This window comes from Erwinia sp. HR93, assembly GCF_034555055.1.
In the GTDB taxonomy this organism is placed as follows: domain Bacteria; phylum Pseudomonadota; class Gammaproteobacteria; order Enterobacterales; family Enterobacteriaceae; genus Apirhabdus; species Apirhabdus apintestini.
In genome coordinates, this window is record NZ_JAXUDP010000001.1 from 500049 (window position 1) to 524036 (window position 23988).

Below are 23988 nucleotides of genomic sequence, written 5' to 3' on the forward strand. Positions count from 1 at the left end.
TTGCCGTTTGCCGTTTGCCGTTTGCCGTTTGCCGTTTGCCGAAACCCTACCCGGCCGCCTCTATAAAGACAACCCGGCGCACATAATCTGCGCCTGCCACTACTTTTCCACCGGCGCTTTCGGCCACATCTGGCTCAGGGAAATGCGCCCAACACATTGCGCGTCGAAGATTTTCCGTCAGCCGATAATAAATGATGTATTCATCTTGCGGGCTACAAATTAGCCGCCCGCACCGCCGAATCCGTCTGGGTAATCAGCAAACTAAGCCCGTCATTTTTACGGCCAATAACGGGCGCGTAATCTAAAACCAATCCAGAATAACAGCGCTACAGAAAGCACTGATGGCAAGAAATTAGAACCAATATCGGGATATTGCACCCGAACTACGGCGCTATAAATCAGCACGCCTAACACAAAGCAGGATGCTGCAATCCCCGGCAATCCTGCGGCCATTGCACAACGCAGATAGCGCTGGTGCAATCCCCAAACGGTTAATATCAACGAAATGAGTGGGAAAATTGAGAAAGGAACCGCAGGGCTAAATAGCGCAGAGCAGGCGCCGTTAATCGATAGCCCGGCCAATAAAGCTAAAACGAGGGTACTTCTCTCCTGATTAAACGCTTTCATGATTCTAACATTGAACCTTAACTATCCAGTTATTCGACTTTATCACCAGGCAAGTGCCGGGCGATCGCCATTTTCTCTTGCTCACGCCGGTACCAGTAATAGGCGCCTTTGGAAATCATACGCAACTGCAGTACCAGGCGCTCCTCCAGCAGACATCGCTGTTCCACATCAATATCCAGCGCTTCGGCACCGGCATTAAAAACGATAGTTACCATCGCCTCAGCCTGCGCTTCGGTAAAGCTTCGCGGCATGCGGTTTTCCAGCTCCAGATAATCAGCCAGCTCAGCAATAAAGTGCTGGATTTCGCGCGCAACGGCGGCGCGAAACGCCGCGGAGGTTCCGGATCGCTCACGCAATAGCAAACGAAAAGCATTGGGATTATTACCGATAAACTCCATAAATGTCGAAACAGAAGTGCGTATTACGCTACCCCCTCTCGCGATGCGCTGACGCGCCTGGCGCATTAGCTGGCGTAGCATCAGGCCGCTCTCATCAACCATCGTTAACCCCAGCTCATCGACGTCGCGGAAGTGCCGGTAAAACGATGTTGGGGCAATGCCTGCCTCGCGAGCCACTTCGCGTAAGCTCAGGCTGGCAAAACTTCTTTCAGCGCTCAACTGACTAAATGCGGCCTCGATTAATGAACGTCGAGTTCGTTCTTTTTGCTGCGCTCTTACACCCATTCAGATGCCTGAATCCTTCAAACCATAGCGGCACTATATCAGAGATTAAAACCGCTGGGGTTATAAAGGATTGTGAATGGTTGTTTACGCGGCGAGCGTCGCAGCACGCAGAAAAACGCACAATTCTAATTGGGCCTTCCAGTTCGCGATGTTATCATTATGTTGATTTGATGTATAAAAACAGGTGAGTTTCGCCATGTCACATTCATATGATTACGACGCTATCGTTATCGGATCTGGTCCCGGCGGCGAGGGAGCAGCCATGGGCCTGGCTAAACAAGGTGCCCGGGTCGCCGTTATTGAGCGCTACCATAACGTTGGCGGCGGTTGTACCCACTGGGGCACTATCCCTTCCAAGGCTCTGCGGCACGCCGTTAGCCGTATTATTGAATTTAATCAGAATCCCTTATATAGCGATCATACCCGCCTTCTGCGCTCATCATTTGCCGATATTTTGCGCCACACGGATAGCGTAATTAGCCAGCAAACTAACATGCGCCGGGGATTTTACGAACGAAATCGCTGTGAAATCCTACAGGGCAATGCATGTTTTATTGACGAACATACGCTTCAGCTTGAGTGTCATGACGGCAGCGTAGAAACGCTGAGCGCGGAGAAATTTGTTATTGCCTGCGGGTCTCGCCCCTACCATCCGGATGACGTCAACTTCACGCACTCGCGTATTTATGACAGCGATTCGATTTTGAGCCTGCATCATGAACCTCAGCACGTCATTATTTATGGCGCGGGCGTTATCGGCTGTGAATACGCCTCCATTTTTCGCGGTATGAGCGTTAAAGTGGATTTGATTAATACCCGGGATCGCCTGTTGGCGTTTCTCGATCAGGAAATGTCCGATTCACTCTCATATCACTTCTGGAATAGCGGCGTGGTTATTCGCCACAACGAAGAATACGAGAAAATAGAAGGCGTTGATGATGGCGTTATCGTTCACCTAAAATCCGGCAAGAAGGTGAAAGCGGATTGCCTACTCTATGCGAATGGCCGTTCGGGTAATACTGATACGCTGGCGTTACATCGCATTGGACTGGAAACAGACAGTCGCGGCCAGTTAAAAGTCAACAGCATGTATCAAACCGCGCTGCCCCATGTTTGGGCGGTGGGTGATGTCATTGGTTATCCCAGCCTTGCTTCCGCTGCCTACGATCAGGGGCGGATAGCCGCTCAGGCTATGATAAAAGGGGAGGCCAACGCGCATTTGGTCGAGGATATCCCCACCGGAATTTATACCATTCCGGAAATCAGTTCGGTTGGGAAAACCGAGCAACAACTCACCGCCATGAAAGTCCCTTACGAAGTGGGACGCGCGCAGTTTAAACATCTCGCTCGCGCGCAGATTGTTGGCATGAATGTGGGTACGCTGAAAATTCTATTTCATCGGGAAACCAAAGAGATACTGGGGATTCACTGCTTTGGCGAGCGTGCGGCGGAAATTATCCATATTGGGCAGGCCATCATGGAACAAAAAGGCGGCGGTAACACGCTCGAATACTTTGTTAACACCACCTTTAACTACCCTACTATGGCAGAAGCCTATCGGGTAGCAGCGCTCAACGGGCTAAATCGTTTATTTTAATTACCCCTCGAAATGCCCGTCCATCTGTGAGCGGATGGCTTCTGCCAACTGCTCATAACGGTTACGCAGCGGCGAGCCAGGGCGATAAACTAAGCCAACGGTACGTTTGGGCTCAGGCTTATAGCACGGTAGATACACCACACCATCACGCTGGCGCTCCTGCGGCACAGAAAGCGCAGGCAAGAGAGTAATTCCGCTTCCGGCTGCCACCATATTGCGTAATGTCTCAAGGCTGGTTGCACGGAAATGGGTATCTTCGTCGGCCCCGGCTTCGAAGCAAAATCCCATCGCCTGGTCGCGTAAACAGTGCCCATCTTCCAGCATCAGCAATTTTTCACCGGCCAAATCAGACATTGGCACCCGATCGCGCCCAGCCCACGGATGATCTTGATAGATAGCCAGCGACATAGGCTCATCAAACAGCGGCACTTCAATAAACGATTCGCTTTCTTTAACCAACGCCAGTATCGCGCAATCCAGTTTACCGCTATCAAGCTGGGCCAAAAGTTGATGCGTTTGCGCTTCATGCAAATACATCTCTAATTTCGGGAAAGCCTGATGCAGCATAGGAATAATATGGGGTAACAGATAAGGGCCTACGGTGGGAATTAGCCCTATATGGAGAGGTCCGGACATGGTTTCGCCTTGCTGACTCGCCATCTCTTTAAGTACTTTTACTTCGCGCAATACGGTTCGCGCCTGATCCACCAGCAATAAGCCAGCCTGAGTGAACAGAACTTTACGGCTGGTTCGTTCCAGCAACATAACGCCAAGCTCATCCTCAAGTTTACGGATTTGCCCGCTCAATGTGGACTGACTCACGTAGCAAGCATCAGCCGCACGACGAAAATGTCGGTGCTCTGCAAGGGCCACCAGATACTCAAGATCACGAATATTCATTGCTAATCCTCCGCCATCATGATAGTTCATGACGATAGAAATGATAGCAATTTATGACTATCCCTATCAAGGATTCTAATGAATAATCCCCTGCAACCAGAAACAATATTGATTACATCCCTTAATAAAGGTTTCTGATGCTACCTTCTGAAGTTTCGGCTAAATGCAGCCACACGATTCCGATGAAGAGCTAATAGCCAACGTGAATCTTTGCGGACAGTAATGTCCGCTTTTTTTATTACTAGAGTTCTACACCCGTAACGTATTTCATATTATTCCAAATAGCATCAAATATACGAATAAAAAAAGACTTCCACCATCATCAGTCCATAAAGAAAAATAACGATAGAAATCCCTTTAATAAACATCCATATTTATAAAAAATGAATACTCACTATTTTTATAAAACAATCCATTGTAAATAATGAAGTAAGAATCAACTCAACTTGTTATAGTGAATTAATAACTTATTTGCTGTACTTTTATAAATTTGCTTTAAGCCGATTTCCCGGGCATGCCTTTCATTAGACCATAAATCATATCTGAAGCAATTTTCAATCCACGATCGTACCCAATGAATGGCCCGATAACCGCACCAGCAGCAGCACCAAGGAATGCACCGCCAACCATCCCCGCCAGCGCGGTTAAGCCACCGCCAATACCGACTAAATCATGTTTAAAAGCAGCACTGCCGCCTTGAATAGCCAGAAGCCAGCTCACTAATACCGCCCCGCCAAGCGAACAAATTACTCCCTCGCCAATATTGGCTCCTATATTGTCACCATATGCACCTGCAACACAGCAGATTTCGCCCGCATTTAACTCACGCATGATAATCATTCCTTGAAAATAATAGGTTAATATAATAAGCAAAAATGAATTACTTAACGCCGCCGGCCATCATATTTTTCACCGCATCAATAGCATGCTGGTATACATAATCGAAAGGAACTAATAACCCACCTACCGCGCCACCAATACCGCCAATAATCCCACCACCGGCAGCTCCAACCAATTGACCTATCAGACTTAATCCCCAAACCCCCGTTGCATCACCGCCACGGTTATAGCCAATCACAGCGCCATTCATTGCCGCAACGGTTGCCGCCAGAATAGAGCCACCAAGGCGGCTTACGATTTGTTCAGGTGTTAATGGTGCACCACCTGATACAGAGATCACTTCATCAACGTTTAGTTCACGCATATTTCTTTCCTTGATAAGAAAAATTATATCCTTGAGAGTACACCGTCAGAAGCTTCGATTATTTGAATCATCTCCTCTGAACCGTATTTAATATCCCAGCCCGTGTACAAAACGACTATAGAAAAAAATTATTTTTATGTGGCAAATTTGATTGCCTTGTTAAATAAAAAATAGATTTACTTATGCATAATAAGAGGGCGAAAAAATAGAGTTAAATTAAACCATAAACTTTAATTAGCCACTCACTAATAAGTAGATGTCTTTGAAAAAACCAATGGGAATAATACATACACAACAGCCATTATATACAAAAATAAATGAACACCTTTAACCCCCCTGCAACCCCGGCTGATAAATCACGGAAATAAATCAATAAAAAAACAACAAGTTAACTTCATTAATCTTTTTCCCCTCGTAGGGATAAAATATAAACCCTCTCTATAAAGCAGAAATATTGTTTAGCTTCATAAGCACCAGACGGGCTGTGATTTAATAAACATATTAAAAGATAGTTCTATAACGTTATAATTCAACTTCATTTTTTATTTACCATCAAAATATCCCAGCTAAGTTAAGAACCAGTAAACAAATATATTTTTTGTATGTTTTACACCTAAACTCACGCTGTTTATTAACTCAAATATAGTCACAAATACGCCTATCTCACGAAAAATATAGATAAAAATAACACCAGAATGAATTCATGCGATCAATGGATTAGGTAAAATTTGATAAGAAATTTTTCAAGAAGATCGTTTTTTTACGGGTTATGCTTAAAAAAGACACAGCGCTGTATACGGTGAGGCTGGATAGTAGCAGTAAAAAACGATCGTTATGGAAGGAGGTATTTCTCTCCAGGGGGGGCACCAGCGCATGTATGAATAAGGAAGTAAAAGAAGGCTAGTGGTGGCTTAGTCGATAGCAGATAACTTTTAGTTGGCAATAAATAGCACCGATCTTACCAATATCGCTCGGTGCTATGCGCGTGCGCTAAATGTTTAAACGCGCCCTGGCGAATTCCAGTGCTTTGGCAACTTGTTCACCTGAGACGCCGCCCTGAGCGTTTCGCTTATCCAGACAGGATTGAAGTGAGAGCGCAGGATAAACATCCTCATCAATAACGGAGCTAAATCGCTGTAATTCCTGTAACGTCAATGCTTCCAGCGGTTTTCCCTGAGCAATAGCCTCTACAACAACTTCACCGACAATGTGGTGCGCCTCACGAAAGGGGACGCCCCGGGCGACCAAATAATCAGCCAGCTCAGTTGCGTTGGCATAACCTTGTTGAGCCGCCTCTTCACAGCGTTCACGCCGTAGCTGGATCCCCTCCAGCGTCAATTCCGCCATATGCAGGCATTCAAACCAAGTGTCCAGCGCATCAAATAATCCTTCCTTATCTTCCTGCATATCTTTGTTATAGGCTAGCGGAAGGCCTTTCAGCGTCATCATCATCCCGGTCAACGCTCCTTGCACACGTCCACACTTGCCGCGAATCAGTTCCAGCGCGTCTGGGTTTTTCTTCTGCGGCATGAGTGAAGAACCCGAGGTAACGCTATCTGATAATTCAATAAATCCCGCCTCACCGGTGTTGAAGAAGATGAGGTCTTCAGCAAAACGTGAAAGATGGACCATACCAATGGCCGCCGCAGAGAGCAGTTCCAGCACGTGATCGCGATCGGACACGCTATCCAGACTGTTTCGCGTCGCCGAGGCGAATCCCAGCCAGCCAGCTAACTGCTCCCTGTCGATGTTATAGGCCGTTCCCGCCAGCGCGCCGCAGCCGAGCGGGCTGATATCCAGCCGCGTTAACGCATCCTGCAACCGGCTCTCGTCCCGCACCAGCATCTCCACATAAGCCAGGCACCAGTGCGCAAAAGTGACCGGTTGCGCACGCTGCAGGTGCGTATATCCCGGCATTACGACATCCATATTCTCACCGGCTGTTGCAATTAACGCAGATTGCATACTCCGACAGGCTGCCAGCAGCTCTGCAACCTGAGCTTTACACCATAGCTTGAGATCGGTGGCCACCTGATCGTTACGGCTACGGCCGGTATGAAGTTTTTTACCCAAATCGCCGACTTTATCGATCAGTTGCCCTTCAACCCAACTATGAATATCCTCAGCGCCGCTCGATAAAATTTGCTCAGGGCTCTCCCGCACTTCGCTCAGCAAATCATTCAGGGCGTTTTCAAGCTGTTGCTGCTCCATTTCACTCAGAACCTGCACGCTCAGGAGCGCTTTCGACCAGGCAATGGAACCTTCGATATCCTGCTCGGCCAGGCGATAATCAAAACGCAAAGAATCATTAAACAGTTTAAACCGCCGATCGGCTGCCTGAGTAAAACGCCCGCCCCAAAGTGCCATAATTATGCTCCGTTAAATTCCATGCCGGACCTGTATTGGCCGCTCGCACGGTGAACGGCCAACAGTAAAATAGTCGCGATGCTAATCTGCATCGCGATTCCTCGATTTATTGCTTTTCATTCAGTGCGCGAATGCGCGATGACAGGGAGAAAAGACGAATAAAGCCGCCCGCATGGCTGTGATCGTACACATCGTCTTCACCAAAGGTGGCAAAATCTTCGTTATACAGACTATTAGGAGATTTTTTCTGGATCGCAGTGACCTGGCCCTTATACAACCGCAAAACCACCTCGCCGTTCACCTCTTCAGCCAGAGATTCAGCCGCAGCCTGTAATGAGCGGCGCAGCGGCGCAAACCAGCGGCCATCATAAATCACATACGACATTTCAAGGCCCAGTTGTTCACGCCATTTAAAACAGTCGCGATCCAGCACCAGTTGCTCAACTCCACGCAGCGCCGCCATCATAATGGTGCCCCCAGGCGTTTCATAACAACCGCGCGATTTAATGCCAACCAGCCGGTTCTCAACAATATCCACGCGCCCAACGCCGTGTTTCGCACCAATCTGATTTAGCATCTCCAGGCACTGAAACGGCGTAAGCGTTTTGCCATTTACCGCGACAACACGACCTTTTTCAACGCTCACCGTTACCTCTTCAGGCTCGTCCGGCGCGTTTAGAGGATCGACGGTCCACACCCAGCAATCTTTATTGGCCGCGTTCCACGGGCTTTCCAGTACGCCGCCTTCGGTAGAAATATGCCAGGCGTTTTCATCACGGCTATAAATTTTTTCGAGCGTTGCGGTAGTTGGAATATCGCGCTCTTTTAGGTAATCCAGCAGCGCCTCGCGTGAGCGCAAATCCCATTCACGCCATGGCGCAATCACTTTTAGCTCTGGTGCCAGCGCCGCCCATGCGGACTCAAAACGCACCTGATCGTTACCTTTACCGGTAGCACCGTGACATAACGCATCTGCACCCACTTTATGTGCGATATCCACTAACGCTTTCGCGATCAGCGGGCGCGCCATCGAGGTGCCCAGCAGGTAGCTGCCTTCATACAGCGCGCCGGTCTGTAATACCGGATAAACATAATCGCGAATAAATGTCTCACGCAAATCAACGACGTAGCACTCACTGGCACCGGAGCGCAGCGCTTTCTGTTCAACGCCGTGTAAATCATCGCGGTCCTGCCCAATATCCACCACGCAGGCGATGACTTCGCAGCCGTCATAATTCTCCTTGAGCCACGGAATAATCGCCGAGGTATCCAGTCCGCCTGAATAGGCGAGAACCACTTTCTTAATGCCGTGATTTTTCATATTTGTTCCTTCAGAATGCTATTAACTTATGCCAGTATCCGGGTGCCAATCGCCACGCCGTTGAATAAAGAGGGGAGCAGCTCAGCGTGGCGCCACGAGGCTATATCTACCGGCCGTCCTAATGTCCGCGCCGCTTCCAGCGCCGCATTTACTTTTACAACCATTCCATCGGTAATAATCCCTTGTGCAATTAGGACATCAGCCTGCGCAGCACTGACTTCGGCGATACGCTGCCCTTTGCCATCGAGAATACCGCTCACATCAGACAGCAGCACCAGATCCGCTTTCAGCGTCGCCGCCAGCGCCGTTGCCGCCTGATCGGCATTAACGTTCATGAGCGCACCGTCGTCAGTAATGCCGATAGAGCTCACTATTGGTAAAAAGCCTGCGTCCAGTAAGCCGCTTAGCAGCGCTGACGCACCCGGCTGCGCGCGACCTACGTGGCCAAGCTCATCATCATATTGCGTAACCTTAACGCTATCGCCATCGCTGAGGCACAGGCCAACGGCCTGGATGCCATGTCGTTTTGCGCGGGCTAGCAGAGTTTTATTTGCCGTTCCGGCCAGAGCGCCGGTAATAATGTCAATCTGATCCGCCGGCGTGATACGCAGCCCATTCTTTTTTTGTACCGGCAATGCCAGCTTTTTCATTAGCTCATCGACTACGCAGCCACCGCCGTGAACGATCGCTAGCGGGCGCGCCCGATCGCTGCGCCAGGCAACCAGCGCCTCAAACAGGCGGGTTAGCGCGTCTTCACTGTCCAAAAGCACGCCACCTAATTTGATAATTAATGGACTCATCGTTCCCCCGTCGCTTAAATCAGAGACTCAGTTTCCGCAAAACCAAAACGAATGTTGGCACACTGGATAGCCTGAGCGGCCGCGCCTTTTAGTAAATTATCTTCCGCCGCGACGACAATCAGATGCTCCCCGTCTACGGCAAAACCAATGTCGCAATAAGGTAGCCCAACCACATTGTTAAGCGCCGGGAAAGCCTCGTCATACAGCCTTATCAGCGGCCGATCGCGATAACAGGCCTGATATGCCTGCGCTACCTGCTCGCGGGTAACGCCAGCGGCAAGACGGCAGGTAATTGTTTCCAGAATACCGCGCGCAAAATCGCCCAAATGCGGCGTAAAGATCACCGGCGTGCCTAAATGCGTTGCGATTTCCGGACTGTGACGATGCGTAAAGATTCCGTATGGGTGCAGGCTGACTTCACAAAAACTATTGCCAAGCGCAGCTTTGCGCCCCGCCCCGCTTACCCCACTCACGGCATTAATAACTGGGCGCTGGCGACTATCTAACAGCCCGCCCTCAAGGAGCGGACGCAGCGCTAACTGGGCGGCGGTGGGATAACATCCCGGTACCGCGATTAACTGCGCTTCTTTAAGTTCGGGCTTGCACCACTCCGCCAGCCCGTATACCGCCTGGGCTAAGAGCTCAGGGTGCTGATGCGTAAAACCATAATATTTCGGATAAAATTCGACATTGTTAACGCGATAAGCACCGGATAAATCAAATACTACACAATTGGCTGCCAGACACTGCGGTACAAGATAGTGGCTTACCTCATGCGCCGTTGCCAGAAATACGATATCCGCGTCGGCAGCAAGCGGAGCGATGTCATCCACGCCCACCAGCGGTAGATCTACGCAGCCTTTTAACCGCGGATGCAAAGAGGAAATATTTTTCCCTGCATCCTGGCTTTGCGCGGATACCGTTAAAGCGGTTATGTTCATAGAGGGGTGACGATGGGCATAAGCGGCCAGTTCCGCACCGGTGTAACCGCTTGCGCCTACAATTAGTGTATTCAACATTAAGCTAAACCTTTTCTCATCAGAAAAAATACGCTGGTACCGCACAGGAGGCTAACCATAAGGCACCGAAGTGTATCACCCTTTATGAATACGCTTTTTATTGCCAGCTGCATCATGTATTTTTATTCACTATAAATGAATTTTTATTAAACATTGAGTCATGGGGCCTGTCAACCGTGAAGAAACAATTACCGCCTTTTATCGAAATTTATCGCACGCTCATCGCCACTCCCTCTATCAGCGCAACGGAAGCCGCATTAGATCAGAGCAACGCACCGCTCATTGAGCTGCTATCAGGGTGGTTTAACGACTTAGGCTTCGAGGTTGATGTGCAGCCCGTGCCAGATACGCGTAATAAATTCAATATGCTGGCAAGCGCAGGCAGTGGAAACGGCGGTCTACTCCTGGCCGGGCATACCGATACCGTTCCTTTTGACGACGGACGCTGGACGCGCGATCCCTTTACACTCACGGAGCACGACAATAAGCTATACGGGCTGGGAAGCGCCGATATGAAAGGCTTTTTTGCTTTTATTCTGGATGCCCTGCGCGATATCGATGTGCGGGCGCTTAAAAAACCGCTGTATATTTTGGCCACTGCGGATGAAGAAACATCCATGGCCGGTGCACGCTATTTTGCCTCAACCAGTACACTGCGCCCGGAATGCGCCATTATCGGCGAACCCACATCGCTGCAGCCTATTCGCGCGCATAAAGGCCATCTTTCTACCGCGATACGCATCCTGGGCGAATCCGGCCATTCAAGCGATCCCGAACGCGGCGTCAACGCTATTGAGTTGATGCATGCCGCCATCGGGCCGGTTCTGGCGCTGCGAGACGCATTAAAAGAACGCTATTGTTTTGACGCTTTTACCGTGCCCTACCCGACGCTCAACCTGGGGCATATCCACGGCGGCGATGCTTCAAACCGAATATGCGCCTGCTGTGAAATGCACATGGATATTCGCCCGCTGCCGGGGATGACATTGAGCGAACTGGATGGATTACTTGCTGAGGCCTTAGCACCGGTAAGCGAGCGCTGGCCCGGGCGCCTTACCCTGTCTGAATTACATCCACCGATTCCAGGCTACGAATGCCCACCGAATAGCAAACTGGTGCAAGTGGTAGAAAAATTGCTGGGCGCGCGCGCAGGCGCAGTAAACTACTGCACTGAAGCGCCGTTTATTCAGGAGATTTGTCCTACGCTGGTACTCGGCCCGGGCTCCATTAATCAGGCCCATCAGCCAGACGAGTACCTGGAAACACGCTTTATTAAACCCACCCGCGAGCTGCTCACACAGGTGATACACCATTTTTGCTGGCATTAATTTTTCTCAGCTTGCTAACGCTTTTTCAGCGAATGTCGATGAGTAAAATTGATATCGACGTTCGCGCCATAAATCTTCCTCGTTCTTATGCTGAAGCGATTTCGCCCTCATTGACGAATCCGGTGTTACATGGCTTTATAAAAGACGGCAATGCCCCTTCAGGGCAACAGGAAAATGAATAAAAGCGATAACGTTAAACCGCGGGCTGCGGTTTCCGAATTCACGGGTAAAGGGTGTCTGGGGCCATATGAACGAACAATATTCCGCTTTGCGAAGCAATGTCAGTATGCTCGGTAAACTTCTCGGAGAGACAATTCGAAGCGCGCTGGGAGACACAATTCTCGAACGAGTAGAAACTATCCGCAAGTTATCGAAATCCTCTCGCGCAGGCAATGAAACCAACCGCCAGGCGCTACTTACCACCTTACAAAATCTCTCTAACGATGAATTATTGCCGGTAGCCCGCGCGTTCAGCCAGTTCCTTAACCTGGCCAATACGGCGGAGCAATATCACAGCATTTCTGCTAAAGGCGAAGCGGCGAGCAGCCCGGAAGTTATCGCCCAGACGCTGCGCAAGCTGAAATCGCAGCCGAATCTGGATAACGCCGCCATTCAGCGCGCCGTTGAATCTCTCTCACTGGAATTAGTGCTCACTGCCCACCCAACGGAAATTACGCGCCGCACGCTGATTCATAAAATGGTGGAAGTTAACAACTGCCTGCGCCAGCTGGATAACGCCGATCTTGCCGACTATGAGCGCCACCATATTATGCGCCGCTTGCGTCAACTTATTGCGCAATCCTGGCATACTGATGAAATTCGCAAGCAGCGCCCTAGCCCCGTTGATGAAGCGAAATGGGGGTTTGCCGTCGTTGAAAATAGCCTATGGCAAGGCGTGCCGGACTATCTGCGTGAATTAAACGAGCAACTGGAAATCCATATCGGCTATAGCCTGCCCGTTGATTTTGTCCCGGTACGTTTTACCTCCTGGATGGGCGGCGATCGCGACGGCAATCCAAACGTAACCGCTGAAATTACGCGCCACGTTCTGCTGCTTAGCCGCTGGAAAGCAACCGATCTGTTTCTAAAAGATATTCAGGTTCTGATTTCAGAACTATCGATGGTGGAATGCACCGACGCGCTGCGCCAGCGCGTTGGCCCAAACGGCGAGTCTGAACCTTACCGATATATTCTGAAAGGCCTGCGCAGCCAGCTGCTGGCCACGCAAACGTGGCTCGAAGCGCGCCTTAAAGGCGAGCGCCTGCCGAAACCTCAGGGATTATTAACCCATAATGACCAGCTGTGGGAACCGCTGCACGCCTGTTACTCTTCGCTGGCTGCCTGCGGCATGGGGATCATCGCGAACGGCGATCTGCTGAATACGCTGCGCCGGGTAAAGTGCTTCGGCGTTCCTTTGGTGCGTATCGATATCCGCCAGGAAAGCACGCGCCATAGCGAAGCGCTTGGTGAACTTACGCGTTATCTGGGGCTTGGCGATTATGAAAGCTGGTCTGAAACCGATAAACAGGCGTTCCTAATCCGGGAACTCAATTCTCAGCGCCCGCTGTTACCGCGCCAGTGGGAGCCCAGTGCGGAAACGCGAGAAGTTCTTGAAACCTGTGAAGTTATCGCTGAAGCGCCGCAGGGCTCGATTGCCGCCTACGTGATTTCAATGGCGAAAACGCCTTCCGACGTACTCGCCGTTCATCTTTTACTGAAAGAAGCCGGCATACGCTTCGCGCTGCCGGTCGCGCCGCTGTTTGAAACCCTCGACGATCTGAATAACGCCGACGCCGTGATGACGCAACTGCTCAATATCGACTGGTATCGCGGATTCATCCAGGGCAAACAGATGGTGATGATCGGTTACTCCGACTCGGCAAAAGACGCGGGCGTTATGGCCGCTTCATGGGCGCAATACCAGGCGCAGGATGCATTAATTAAAACCTGTGCAAAAGCCGATATCGCTCTGACATTGTTTCACGGGCGCGGCGGCTCCATTGGGCGCGGCGGAGCACCTGCACACGCCGCCTTGCTCTCCCAGCCGCCGGGAAGCCTGAAGGGCGGCCTGCGCGTGACCGAACAGGGAGAGATGATTCGTTTCAAATACGGTTTGCCTGAAGTCACAATTAGCAGTTTATCCCTGTATACCAGCGCGATTCTGGAAGCAAACCTGCTTCCGCCGCCGGAGCCGAAGCAGGCATGGCGTGAAATTATGGATGAGCTTTCCGTTCGCTCCTGCGAAATGTATCGCGATTATGTCCGTGAAAAAGCCGATTTTGTCTCTTACTTTCGATCCGCCACGCCTGAGGTTGAGCTGGGGCGTTTGCCGCTTGGTTCGCGCCCGGCAAAACGTCGCCCTAGCGGCGGCGTCGAATCGCTGCGCGCGATCCCCTGGATCTTCGCCTGGACTCAAAATCGCCTGATGCTGCCCGCCTGGCTCGGCGCCGGTGCCGCGCTGCAAAAAGTGGTGGAAAACGGGAAACAAAGTGACCTGGAAACGATGTGCCGCGACTGGCCGTTTTTTTCAACGCGGCTTGGCATGCTGGAAATGGTTTTTTCAAAGGCCGATTTATGGCTGGCCGAATATTATGATCAGCGCCTGGTGCAGCGTGAACTTTGGTCTTTAGGCGAAGAGTTACGCCAGCAGCTGGAAAAAGATATTAAAGTCGTTCTGGATATCGCGAATGATTCACACCTTATGGCAGATTTGCCCTGGATCGCAGAATCTATTCAGCTACGTAATATCTATACCGATCCACTAAATGTGCTACAGGCCGAATTACTGCACCGCTCCCGTTATGCGCAAGAGCGGGGCCAGGAGCCGGATCCGCGCGTGGAACAAGCGCTGATGATAACAATCGCCGGTGTCGCCGCGGGTATGCGTAATACCGGATAGCGGCCCTTTTCTACTGGAAGCCATTGCCAGGATACCGCATTCTGCAATGGCCTCCTTTACACTGACTAAGGCCGTTCATACGCCCAAAATATTGTTTAACGTTCTCATTCATATTACTTCAAGTTGAAAAAACTCTCAGGTCTCTCTATTTGAAACATCAAAAAATATACCTGGTAATTAGTAGTGATTCAGTATATTAATAGTGCCCACCTTTATATATTTATAAAATATATTTTATGGCTTAAACTAACCCCACCGCATAACAATAAGATACTTATACTCCCCAGCCAATATTGGTAAATATAATAAAAAATTCAGAAAAAAATACAATCAATCAGGCTACTTAGAAAAGAGATAAATATCGGCATCAGGGGAAATAATTTTCACTATCTTTCAAATACTCCACCCACTAAGTCATCAATCATTTTATAAACCGAAACAGGATGAATCCCCTTATTCATCAACAATAATCGCTGAACCAAAAGTTTAGATACAACTTAGGGTAGAGAATACTAATATCAACCGATGAAATATTATTATTCTATACAGGAATTATTTATTCAAAACAGTCATGGACAAAAAATAACACCAAAAATATTAAATAATAACCGCTGGCAGCAGATAGCATCTTATATGAGCAGTCCAGCCCGGACGAAATTCAATTGCTAATAATAGAATTTAGGCGTTTTTCAAAAGGTTATTCCTAAATCAAGGGGGTATTCCCTTATAATTAATACACTATTCCGCTTCCTAATCTACAAAAATAATGCTTTTTACTATTTATCGCTCTTACAGATTAGCTTTAAATTAATCTATACAAACAGGCTGATTAAGTTTGTTTGTATAAACCTAAGGATATAACCCAGATCAATCAGGATATTATTATGAGAGAACTAAACGCTACTGAGATTACAATGGCCAGCGGTGCAACCGTTAACGGCGCTATCTACGGCCTTTTTGAAGGCATGGCGACAGGTATGGCTATCGGCGGGAAATGGGGCGGCGCGGGCGGCTGGGGTTTCGGCGCACTTTCACAGTTAGTCGGTCTCATTATTCCTACTATGATGGGCGCAGCATATGGATTCGTGACTGGAGCAATCTTCGATGATAAGACCATCGGTTCTCTGTTAGCGGATTACCGCGACAAATTTGGCCCAGGTAGTACCGCAAACGGCGGTGGCCCGCTGTAATAAGGTAGTTCTATCCGGCAGCGATTGCCGGATAGAACGACAGAAACAGCCATCTACTCTACCAGATTTATTATAACCTTCCTGGTCCATTCTCATTCAGTGATTATGTGCCGACCTTCAATAGATATGAATACCACTTACCCGTTTTACATCGCCAAACTATGGGATATAAAACGTGCACCTCCCCCCTTATAGCAATTTATTCTTAATCGTCTATAGATAACATTCGATAATAATAAATACTATCTTCTTATTTTCTGTCGGCAATGTAACAGCGCCTTCGGTAAAAAAATAAGTATGAACCCATACCCATACCCATACCCATACCCATACCCATACCCATACCCATACCCATACCCATACCCATACCCATACCCATACCCATACCCATAAATGATTACATGAAGAAATAATTTCTCAATAAATAATCGCTGTTTTTCCACCCAAAAATTACTGAATTTTATGATTCATCTTATATCAATACTATATTTTAATATGTCTCACCATGCATCCTACATAATGCATGGTTATGACTTTAGGAAACAAAATAGACAAGGATAATATCATGAGAACTTTAACATCTACTGAAATCACTGCTACAAGCGGAGCCACCGTCAACGGCGCTATTTATGGTCTTTTTGAAGGCATGGCATCCGGTATGTCGATTGGGGGTAAGTGGGGCGGCGCGGGCGGCTGGGGCTTTGGTGCAATTTCACAGCTCGTCGGCCTTATCGTGCCTACCATTATGGGCGGCGCATACGGATTCGTGGTTGGGGCAATGTATGATGAGAAAACCGTAAGCGATTTAGCCGCCGATTATCGTTCAAAATTTGGTCCGGGCAGCACGGCAAACGGCGGCGGCCTGATGTAAGATTGACACGCTTTCGGCGCTCGCGCCGAAAGCGTCCTACTTCCCTTAACCAATGTGCTGCTCTTGCCGGCTAGCACCCAACCCGCACTCATTGCTCTTTATTCAATGCTCAGGCGGCCAGCGGGCGCACACCCAGCGTATGGCAAATGGCATAACTCATTTCCGCGCGATTAAGAGTATAGAAGTGAAAATCTTTCACTCCCTCGCGGCTTAAAATTTTCACCATATCCATCGCAATATTCGCGCCAACCATTCTGCGCGTTTCAGGATCGTCGTCCAAACCTTCAAACATGCGATCCATCCACGTGGGTACCCGCACATTAGTCAGTGTAGCGAATCTTTGTAGCTGCCGATAATTACTTACCGGCAAGATACCTGGAACAATCTCTACATCAATTCCCGTGGCCACGCAGCGATCGCGGAAACGCAGATAACTTTCAACATCAAAGAAGAATTGAGTAATCGCACGATTGGCCCCGGCATCAATCTTTTTTTTCAGGTTAATCAAGTCGGCCTGTGCGCTTTTCGCTTCCGGATGACCTTCCGGATAAGCGGCTACTGAAATATCGAAATCTGCTACTTCTTTTAATAACGCAACCAGATCGGCACCGTACATCGCAGGCTTACCGCTACCCGCAGGTAAATCTCCGCGCAGCGCCACGATGTGGCGAATGCCATTGTCCCAGTAATCCCGCGCAATAGTGCGCAGTTCATCGCAGGTTGCATCGACACAGGTTAAATGCGGCGCTGCTTCAAGCCCCGTCTGTTCTTTAATACCTTTAATAATGCTATGTGTGCGATCGCGTTCGCCGGAATTAGCGCCATAGGTAACGGAAACAAACTTTGGCCTTAGGCTGCTCAAACGATCGATAGAGCTCCAGAGCGTTTGCTCCATTTCTGGAGTGCGGGGCGGGAAGAATTCAAAGGAAACGTTAATTTGCCCGTTCAATTCCGCCAGGCTCTGGTTCAGGGCATCCCGCTGGCTGGCGTGAAAAAAACTCATACCTTACCTCTTCAATCGTATGGTGAAAGCTATTCTTACTTCTATACGTTTAGACGTCCAGATGCCAAAATGACGGAAAATAACGTTACCGTCAACAGGAAAATCGACGGTGCTGGAGAAGAATCTTCAGCGGATATGAGAAAATTTCATACAGGATGTGCAGGGGGATAGGTGCTTCCATCCTGCAACGCTACGCGCAGGCCGCGCTGGCATCGGACAGAAAACGCTACCATTCGGCTACTCTCCGACTGGATTGCACCGGCCGTGACGTCGCGCCCATGGCCGCGAATTAATTGCCGGCGGGCTGTCTCACTTCAACTGCCCGCTGCTTTAAGCAGCGGCCCGCTGAGTGCGGGACGCCGCCTGACCGGTCTCAAATTACGATAACTGCGCTAACCGATTAATATCCGGCTGGATTGCCCCGGCCGTGACGTCGCGCCCAGGGCCGCGAATTAATTGCCGGCGGACTGTCTCACCTCAACTGCCCGCTGCTTTAAGCAGCGGCCCGGTGAGTGCGGGACGCCGCCTGACCGATCTCAAATTACAATAACTGCGCTAACCGATTAATATCCGGCTGGATTGCCCCGGCCGTGACGTCGCACCCATGGCCGCGAATTAATTGCCGGCGGGCTGTCTCACTTCAACTGCCCGCTGCTTTAAGCAGCGGCCCGCTGAGTGCGGGACGCCGCCTGACCGGTCTCAAATTACAATAACTGCGCCAACCGATTAATATCCGACTGGATTGCACCGGCCGTGACGTCGCGCCCGGCACCAGGTCCGCGAATCACGAGCGGATTGTCGCGATACCAGCGGCTTTCGATAGCAAAAACGTTATCGCACGGCAGGAGTGCCGCTAAAGGATGCTCCGGGCGCACCGCCTCCACCCCCACTCTCGCTCTACCGTTCGCATCAAAACGCGCAACGTAGCGTAGTACTAATCCCATTTCCTGAGCAGCCTCAAAGCGCTGAATCATTTGGGCGTTTAGCGTCTCACTCTGTTCAAAGAAATGGTCGATACTGCCGGTTTCACAGCCGGATGGCACCAGTGATTCCACGCGTACCTGACTCGGTTCAATATCATACCCGGCTTCACGCGCCAGAATAACCAGCTTGCGCATAACATCCTTGCCGGAGAGATCGACGCGCGGATCCGGTTCCGTTAGTCCCTGCTGCCAGGCTTGATCGACGAGTTCCGTGAAGGAGACGCTGCCGTCAAATTGCAAAAATAGCCAAGAGAGCGTACCAGAGAAAATCCCGCTGATAGACAGAATAACGTCGCCGCTTTCACGTAAATCGCGCACGGTATGATTTATCGGCAACCCGGCGCCAACCGTGGCATTGTACAGCCAGTGACGACCGGTTTTGGCAAATGCATCCCGGATCTGGCGATAGCGATCGCTATCGCTGGCGCCAGCCAGTTTATTAGCGCTGATAACATGAAAACCGTGGCTGGCAAAATCCAGATATTGTTCTGCCAGGCGCTCGCTCGCCGTCACATCCAGCACCACTAAATCATCCCAAGGATGGGCGCGCATCCAGAGAAAGAGCGACTCCTCTTCCATATCTTTAGCTTCATCGTTAAAAAAAGCGAGCGCGCGGCTGGCGTCCAGCCCTTCATAACTCAGCAAACTACGGCGACTGTCGACAACCCCTGCCAGCACAAATTCAAAACCGGTGCGCGCTGATAGCGTCTTCTGCTCCCGGGCGAACAGCTCCAGCCATCGTGAACCAATATTGCCTTTACCAAATAAAATCAGGCCAATGCGTTTTTCCGCCCGGAACAGCGACTGATGAAGCCCCCGCACTAAACTTTCCGTTGGCCCCACGCGCAGTACGGCAACCAGGCTTATCTCATCCTCAGACTGCCAAATAAACTCCACCGGCTGATCGTTGAGCTGCTGCCAGAAGCGGTGGCTGTGGAGTGGGTTACGGCATACGCCGGCGCCCACCATTGCCACCAGTGCCAGCGACTCGCGCAGGCGTATTTCCCCGGGCAGAGACGCATCTTCCAGAAGACTAAACGCGCTCGTCACCACTTCCCGGGTATAGCATAACTGAAGTAAATTTCTGTCCGGGTGGACTCCCGTCGCCAGTGGACGAAGCTGCGCGCGCTTAAGCAGGGCATCGAGCTGCTGGCGCACCTGGTGAAAGTCGTGTTCCGCAAGCGTGCGGATCTCAATCAGACAGACATCATCATGACTGGTGACAATCCGGGCGCCGGTACCGGATGCCAGTACGCGTTCGATACGCGTCGAGCCTTGTTCCGGGTTATAGCTACAGCGTAATTGCAGATCGATATCACTACCGGAAACCGGCTGAAGCGTGCGGGCATGCAGCACGGGCGCCGCCAGGCGCGCCAGTTCGCTGGCTTCATCAAGCCGCAGCAGCGGCAGCAGGCAGGCATCCTTTACCTTGCGTGGGTCTGCGCTGTAAACACCCGCCACGTCGCTCCAGATAGTAACGCGCCCGGCGCCCGCCAGCGCGCCGATTTGCGTCGCAGAATAGTCAGAGCCATTACGCCCGAGCAGTACCGTCTCACCCGCGAGATTGCGGGCGATGAAGCCAGTAACAACCAGCCGCTTACCTGGATGCTGCGCCAAAAGTTGCTGCAGCAGCGGAAAAGAAAGACCTTCATCGACCTGCGGCTGCGCTGCGCGCTCCGCCCGCAGAAAAGACCGTGCATCCAGCCACACGGCGTCCAGCCCCTGCTGATTCAATACGGCGGCCATTAGCCGCGCCGACCAAAGCTCACCGTGCCCGACAATTTCCGCATAACTCGCGTCAGAAATGCCGTTCTCCATTAGGCCCGCTAGCCGCTCCAGATCCTGGATGAACGCCGCTATCATGCCGTCCGCCTGCTGCGCAGGGAGTAAACCGGTGATTAAGTCGCACTGATAGCGCCGCAGCGCCTGTTGAACCTGATGCGCCGCCAGGCGATCGCGCTGGCTGAGCGTCAGCCATGAAATCAACTGATTGGTGGTACTGCCTGCCGCAGAAACTACCATCATATCTTCAGGCTGAGAGTAGGCTTCCATGATGCCCGCCACGCGCAGGTAACACTTCACGTCGGCCAGACTACTGCCGCCAAATTTATGCAGTTGGCGGTTTTTCGCCCCACTCTGCGCAGAAATACTCATCTTTACCCCTCGGCGACGATACGGAATGCATTATCCAGATCGGCAATTAAATCTTCACTATCTTCAATACCAGTAGACACGCGCAGCAGCATGTCAGAAATGCCCGCAGCGGCGCGCGCCTGCGCAGACATCCCCGCATGCGTCATCGTTCCTGCATGTGAAATCAAACTCTCCACGCCCCCTAAAGATTCCGCCAGCGTAAACAGCGACAAAGCGCCCAGGAAGCGGCGCAGCGTACTCTCATCGCCCTCAAGTTCAAAACTGAGCATCGCGCCAAACCCTTTTTGCTGGCGAGCAGCGATGTCATGACCCGGATGCTCAGGAAGAGACGGATGATAGAGGCGCCTGACCAGCGGCTGCGTTTGCAGATAAGCCACCAGCGCCTGCGCGTTTCGCTGAGCGGTTTCCATACGCGGCGCGAGCGTGCGTAAGCCTCGCAGAAGTAAATAGCTGTCGAATGCGCTGCCGGTGACGCCAATATTATTCGCCCACCACGCCAGTTCAGTCACGACATCAGGATACTTTGCTATCACCACGCCTGCTACTACATCCGAATGACCGTTGAGGTATTTCGTGCAGGAGTGAATAACCAAATCCGCTCCCAGCGCCAGCGGGTTCTGCAGCGCCGGGCTGAGAAAAGTATTATCCACGACGCTCACCGCCCCTACCGCGCGCGCCAGCCCGCAAATTTTCTCAATATCCACGACGCGTAACAATGGATTACTTGGGCTTTCAATTAATACCAGCGCCGGTTTCTCATCCAGCGCCGCCGCCAATTCCCGCTCATTGCCCTGATCGACAAATAGCACCCGATAGCAGCCGCGCTTCGCCAGGCTTTCAAATAAACGATAACTTCCGCCATAGCAATCATGCGGTGCCACCAGTAAATCCCCCGGCTTTAAGAATACCGTGGTCACTAAATGGATAGCCGACATACCGGTATTCGTTAATACCGCACCCGCTCCACCCTCCAGTTCAGCTAGCGCGCGCTGCACAACATCGCGCGTCGGGTTCCCCCGGCGCGAGTAATCGTGCGCTCTGGGTTGACCAAATTCGGTAAAATTATACGTGCTGGATAGATGTATCGGCGGAACGACACAGCCGTACTGCTCATCGTCATTTAAACCGCTGCGTACGGCAATAGTGGCCTGCTTGCGCGTCATAGAATCGGTCCTGGCTTGAGGGAAGATCAGGCATCAGAGTAATCATTACAATAATAGACGTCAATACATCTGGACATCTAAACTTCTTTGCGTATAGATTGAGCAAAGCCGCAATAGCCGCTAAAATTATGTGTTTTAGATAACTGGCACAGCATTCTACCCTGAAGCGCGGTATATTCACCGGCATAAACGGCAGCGGATTTTACCAACGCTGATATTGTGCCCGCGGCGCCCCGTTATTTTGAGACAATCCGACGCCTGACGTGATAGTAACGCGCGGATAAATGCACACTGAATTGAGAGGACTAAAGGTATCCCATGGCTGAATGGAGCGGCGAATATATCAGCCCTTACGCTGAACACGGCAAGAAAAGCGAGCAGGTAAAAAAAATTACGGTATCCATTCCCCTCAAGGTACTGAAAATCCTCACCGATGAGCGCACTCGTCGCCAGGTGAATAACCTGCGTCATGCCACTAATAGCGAATTACTGTGCGAAGCTTTTTTGCACGCTTTTACCGGGCAGCCTTTGCCCAATGATGAAGATTTACGCAAAGACAGAAATGATGAGATTCCACAGGCGGCAAAAGCGCTCATGCGTGAACTGGGAATCGATCCTGATACCTGGGATTATTAATTTCACGGCGTCCAGCTTCGGTCGGGACGCCAGCCCTGGCGAAAACAGGCTTTTGTGTGTTTTCCGCCATGGTTTGCCTTTAAAGCTGACACCTGCGCTGGCAATGATAAATAAACCCCGACTCACCGCCGCGCAAACCTCAAGGTTTTCTATAGATGTAAAAAAGGCGCCCTGCGGCGCCTTTTCTTCGAACAACGACTTATTTGCTGCCCGGAATGCTGAAACGCTTGTTGAAGCGCTCAACGCGACCACCGGTATCAACGACACGCTGTTTGCCAGTATAGAACGGGTGGCATTTACCACATACGTCCAGGCTCAGATCGTGGCCCACGGTGGAGCGAGTTTTGATGACATTACCGCAAGAACAAGTCACGGTAATTTCGGAATAGTTCGGGTGAATACCTTTTTTCATGGGAAAACCTCTGTATAAGGCCGCGTCGCTCTTCCGGCCCCTACGCCAGACACCACGCGATGTGAATATGAATAATTCAGGTTTCTTGATGGCAGAAAAGCGCATCGAAGGCGGCGAATCATACAGGGATTTATGAGCGGATGCAAATTCCAGGGCGGCGGATAGCCGCCGACACCGCAAATACAGTACGCTTTCCCTGGATAAATTAGCCTGTGATAATATCCGGCGTGCTGCATCGGGTTGCGCAATCAGAGAATATATTCCTGTTACTCCCCGCAACAGCGTCGCTTTAGCTCATTCGCCGTGCGTGGCGTGGCCAGAATTAGACTAAATATGCCTGCTGGCAGCGCGTCCGAATCACGCAATAACAACCGAACCGCGCCGTACAACTACAAGGATGCTGCAATGTTAAAAATACTTCGCACCGCTGAAGGGAAAAAATTTCTTATTGCCGCCACGATTGTGTTTCTGATTGCCGCTACGACGATTGGCATCGCGACATTCCAGGGCGTTGTCGACGAATATAATATGCCGATGCAGCAATGGCCGCTCTCGCTTTTCATCATGCAGGGGCTTTGGGTATTTATCTATACGCTGATATTTACCGTTATCGGATCTTTACCCTTCGGGTTTTATTTTTTAGGCCCAAAAGACGAACAATCATAACCTCATGTTCTTACGCTGAAAATTAACAGGAAGAGCTTTCTTTATAGCCGTGCGCTGCGCTTATGTACTTCGCCAATGTTCCAGCGCCCATTAACATTAACAGAGCCACGCATCGCGCGATCGGCTGCTGTCGGCCAGAAACAATAGTGGCGAATCCGCTGGATA

At 50.6% G+C, this 23988-nt stretch carries 21 protein-coding genes and 1 pseudogene; 8 read left to right on the forward strand and 14 right to left on the reverse strand.

Features of this window, described 5'->3' with window-relative positions; translation table 11 throughout:
• Positions 1-276: 276 nt before the first annotated feature.
• Positions 277-627: a YijD family membrane protein gene (locus SFA31_RS02345; protein WP_322836527.1), complete on the reverse strand. Its 351-nt coding sequence runs from the start codon at positions 625-627 to the stop codon at positions 277-279.
• Between the two features lie 29 nt (positions 628-656).
• Positions 657-1310, reverse strand: a complete 654-nt coding sequence (gene fabR / locus SFA31_RS02350) for an HTH-type transcriptional repressor FabR (RefSeq protein ID WP_322836528.1) — start codon at positions 1308-1310, stop codon at positions 657-659.
• Positions 1311-1506: 196 nt separating this feature from the next.
• Here fabR and sthA point away from each other — a divergent pair, with 196 nt between their 5' ends.
• Positions 1507-2907, forward strand: a complete 1401-nt coding sequence (sthA, locus tag SFA31_RS02355; RefSeq protein ID WP_322836529.1) for a Si-specific NAD(P)(+) transhydrogenase — start codon at positions 1507-1509, stop codon at positions 2905-2907.
• On the opposite strand, the gene oxyR is transcribed toward sthA, so the two are convergent.
• The 7 genes from oxyR to argC all read right to left on the reverse strand — a co-directional run bounded on the left by oxyR (position 2908) and on the right by argC (position 10518).
• Entirely contained in the window at positions 2908-3807 is a 900-nt protein-coding gene (oxyR, locus tag SFA31_RS02360) for a DNA-binding transcriptional regulator OxyR (protein WP_322836530.1), read from the reverse strand.
• A 495-nt stretch (positions 3808-4302) separates the two neighbouring features.
• Positions 4303-4680, reverse strand: coding sequence for a hypothetical protein (locus SFA31_RS02365; protein ID WP_322836531.1), 378 nt, complete (start codon positions 4678-4680; stop codon positions 4303-4305).
• Positions 4681-4687: 7 nt separating this feature from the next.
• On the reverse strand, positions 4688-5011 hold the full coding sequence (locus tag SFA31_RS02370) for a colicin V synthesis protein (protein ID WP_322836532.1): 324 nt from the start codon (positions 5009-5011) through the stop codon (positions 4688-4690).
• Between the two features lie 990 nt (positions 5012-6001).
• Entirely contained in the window at positions 6002-7378 is a 1377-nt protein-coding gene (gene argH, locus SFA31_RS02375; RefSeq protein ID WP_322836533.1) for an argininosuccinate lyase, read from the reverse strand.
• A gap of 106 nt (positions 7379-7484) precedes the next feature.
• Positions 7485-8699: an argininosuccinate synthase gene (locus SFA31_RS02380; protein WP_322836534.1), complete on the reverse strand. Its 1215-nt coding sequence runs from the start codon at positions 8697-8699 to the stop codon at positions 7485-7487.
• A gap of 26 nt (positions 8700-8725) precedes the next feature.
• Complete coding sequence (gene argB / locus SFA31_RS02385) at positions 8726-9499, reverse strand: acetylglutamate kinase (RefSeq protein ID WP_322836535.1); 774 nt, start codon at positions 9497-9499, stop codon at positions 8726-8728.
• Between the two features lie 14 nt (positions 9500-9513).
• Positions 9514-10518: an N-acetyl-gamma-glutamyl-phosphate reductase gene (gene argC / locus SFA31_RS02390; RefSeq protein ID WP_322836536.1), complete on the reverse strand. Its 1005-nt coding sequence runs from the start codon at positions 10516-10518 to the stop codon at positions 9514-9516.
• A gap of 176 nt (positions 10519-10694) precedes the next feature.
• Here argC and argE point away from each other — a divergent pair, with 176 nt between their 5' ends.
• From argE to SFA31_RS02415, 5 genes are all read left to right on the forward strand, one after another.
• Positions 10695-11846 carry an acetylornithine deacetylase gene (argE, locus tag SFA31_RS02395; RefSeq protein ID WP_322836537.1) on the forward strand — a complete coding sequence of 384 codons (1152 nt, stop codon included), beginning with the start codon at positions 10695-10697 and terminating at the stop codon, positions 11844-11846.
• A 38-nt stretch (positions 11847-11884) separates the two neighbouring features.
• The gene (locus SFA31_RS02400; RefSeq protein ID WP_322836538.1) at positions 11885-12028 is read left to right on the forward strand and encodes a hypothetical protein; all 144 of its coding nucleotides are present in this window, start codon (positions 11885-11887) and stop codon (positions 12026-12028) included.
• 65 nt (positions 12029-12093) lie between these two features.
• Complete coding sequence (ppc, locus tag SFA31_RS02405) at positions 12094-14745, forward strand: phosphoenolpyruvate carboxylase (protein WP_322836539.1); 2652 nt, start codon at positions 12094-12096, stop codon at positions 14743-14745.
• 884 nt (positions 14746-15629) lie between these two features.
• The gene (locus tag SFA31_RS02410) at positions 15630-15935 is read left to right on the forward strand and encodes a hypothetical protein (RefSeq protein WP_322836540.1); all 306 of its coding nucleotides are present in this window, start codon (positions 15630-15632) and stop codon (positions 15933-15935) included.
• 565 nt (positions 15936-16500) lie between these two features.
• The gene (locus SFA31_RS02415) at positions 16501-16806 is read left to right on the forward strand and encodes a hypothetical protein (protein WP_322836541.1); all 306 of its coding nucleotides are present in this window, start codon (positions 16501-16503) and stop codon (positions 16804-16806) included.
• A 109-nt stretch (positions 16807-16915) separates the two neighbouring features.
• On the opposite strand, the gene metF is transcribed toward SFA31_RS02415, so the two are convergent.
• The 4 genes and pseudogenes from metF to metB all read right to left on the reverse strand — a co-directional run bounded on the left by metF (position 16916) and on the right by metB (position 22109).
• Positions 16916-17809, reverse strand: a complete 894-nt coding sequence (gene metF, locus SFA31_RS02420; RefSeq protein ID WP_322836542.1) for a methylenetetrahydrofolate reductase — start codon at positions 17807-17809, stop codon at positions 16916-16918.
• A 378-nt stretch (positions 17810-18187) separates the two neighbouring features.
• Positions 18188-18265 (reverse strand): annotated as a pseudogene (locus tag SFA31_RS19020) (hypothetical protein); the annotation flags it as partial.
• 248 nt (positions 18266-18513) lie between these two features.
• Positions 18514-20946 carry a bifunctional aspartate kinase/homoserine dehydrogenase II gene (locus tag SFA31_RS02425; RefSeq protein ID WP_322836543.1) on the reverse strand — a complete coding sequence of 811 codons (2433 nt, stop codon included), beginning with the start codon at positions 20944-20946 and terminating at the stop codon, positions 18514-18516.
• Positions 20947-20948: 2 nt separating this feature from the next.
• Positions 20949-22109: a cystathionine gamma-synthase gene (gene metB, locus SFA31_RS02430; RefSeq protein WP_322836544.1), complete on the reverse strand. Its 1161-nt coding sequence runs from the start codon at positions 22107-22109 to the stop codon at positions 20949-20951.
• Positions 22110-22427: 318 nt separating this feature from the next.
• On the opposite strand from metB, the gene metJ reads away from it, so the two are divergent.
• Positions 22428-22745, forward strand: a complete 318-nt coding sequence (gene metJ / locus SFA31_RS02435; RefSeq protein WP_322836545.1) for a met regulon transcriptional regulator MetJ — start codon at positions 22428-22430, stop codon at positions 22743-22745.
• Between the two features lie 199 nt (positions 22746-22944).
• On the opposite strand, the gene rpmE is transcribed toward metJ, so the two are convergent.
• Complete coding sequence (rpmE, locus tag SFA31_RS02440) at positions 22945-23157, reverse strand: 50S ribosomal protein L31 (protein ID WP_322836546.1); 213 nt, start codon at positions 23155-23157, stop codon at positions 22945-22947.
• A gap of 405 nt (positions 23158-23562) precedes the next feature.
• On the opposite strand from rpmE, the gene SFA31_RS02445 reads away from it, so the two are divergent.
• Positions 23563-23823 (forward strand): DUF2534 family protein, encoded by a 261-nt coding sequence (locus SFA31_RS02445; protein ID WP_322836547.1) that lies wholly within the window; start codon positions 23563-23565, stop codon positions 23821-23823.
• Positions 23824-23988: the final 165 nt, after the last annotated feature.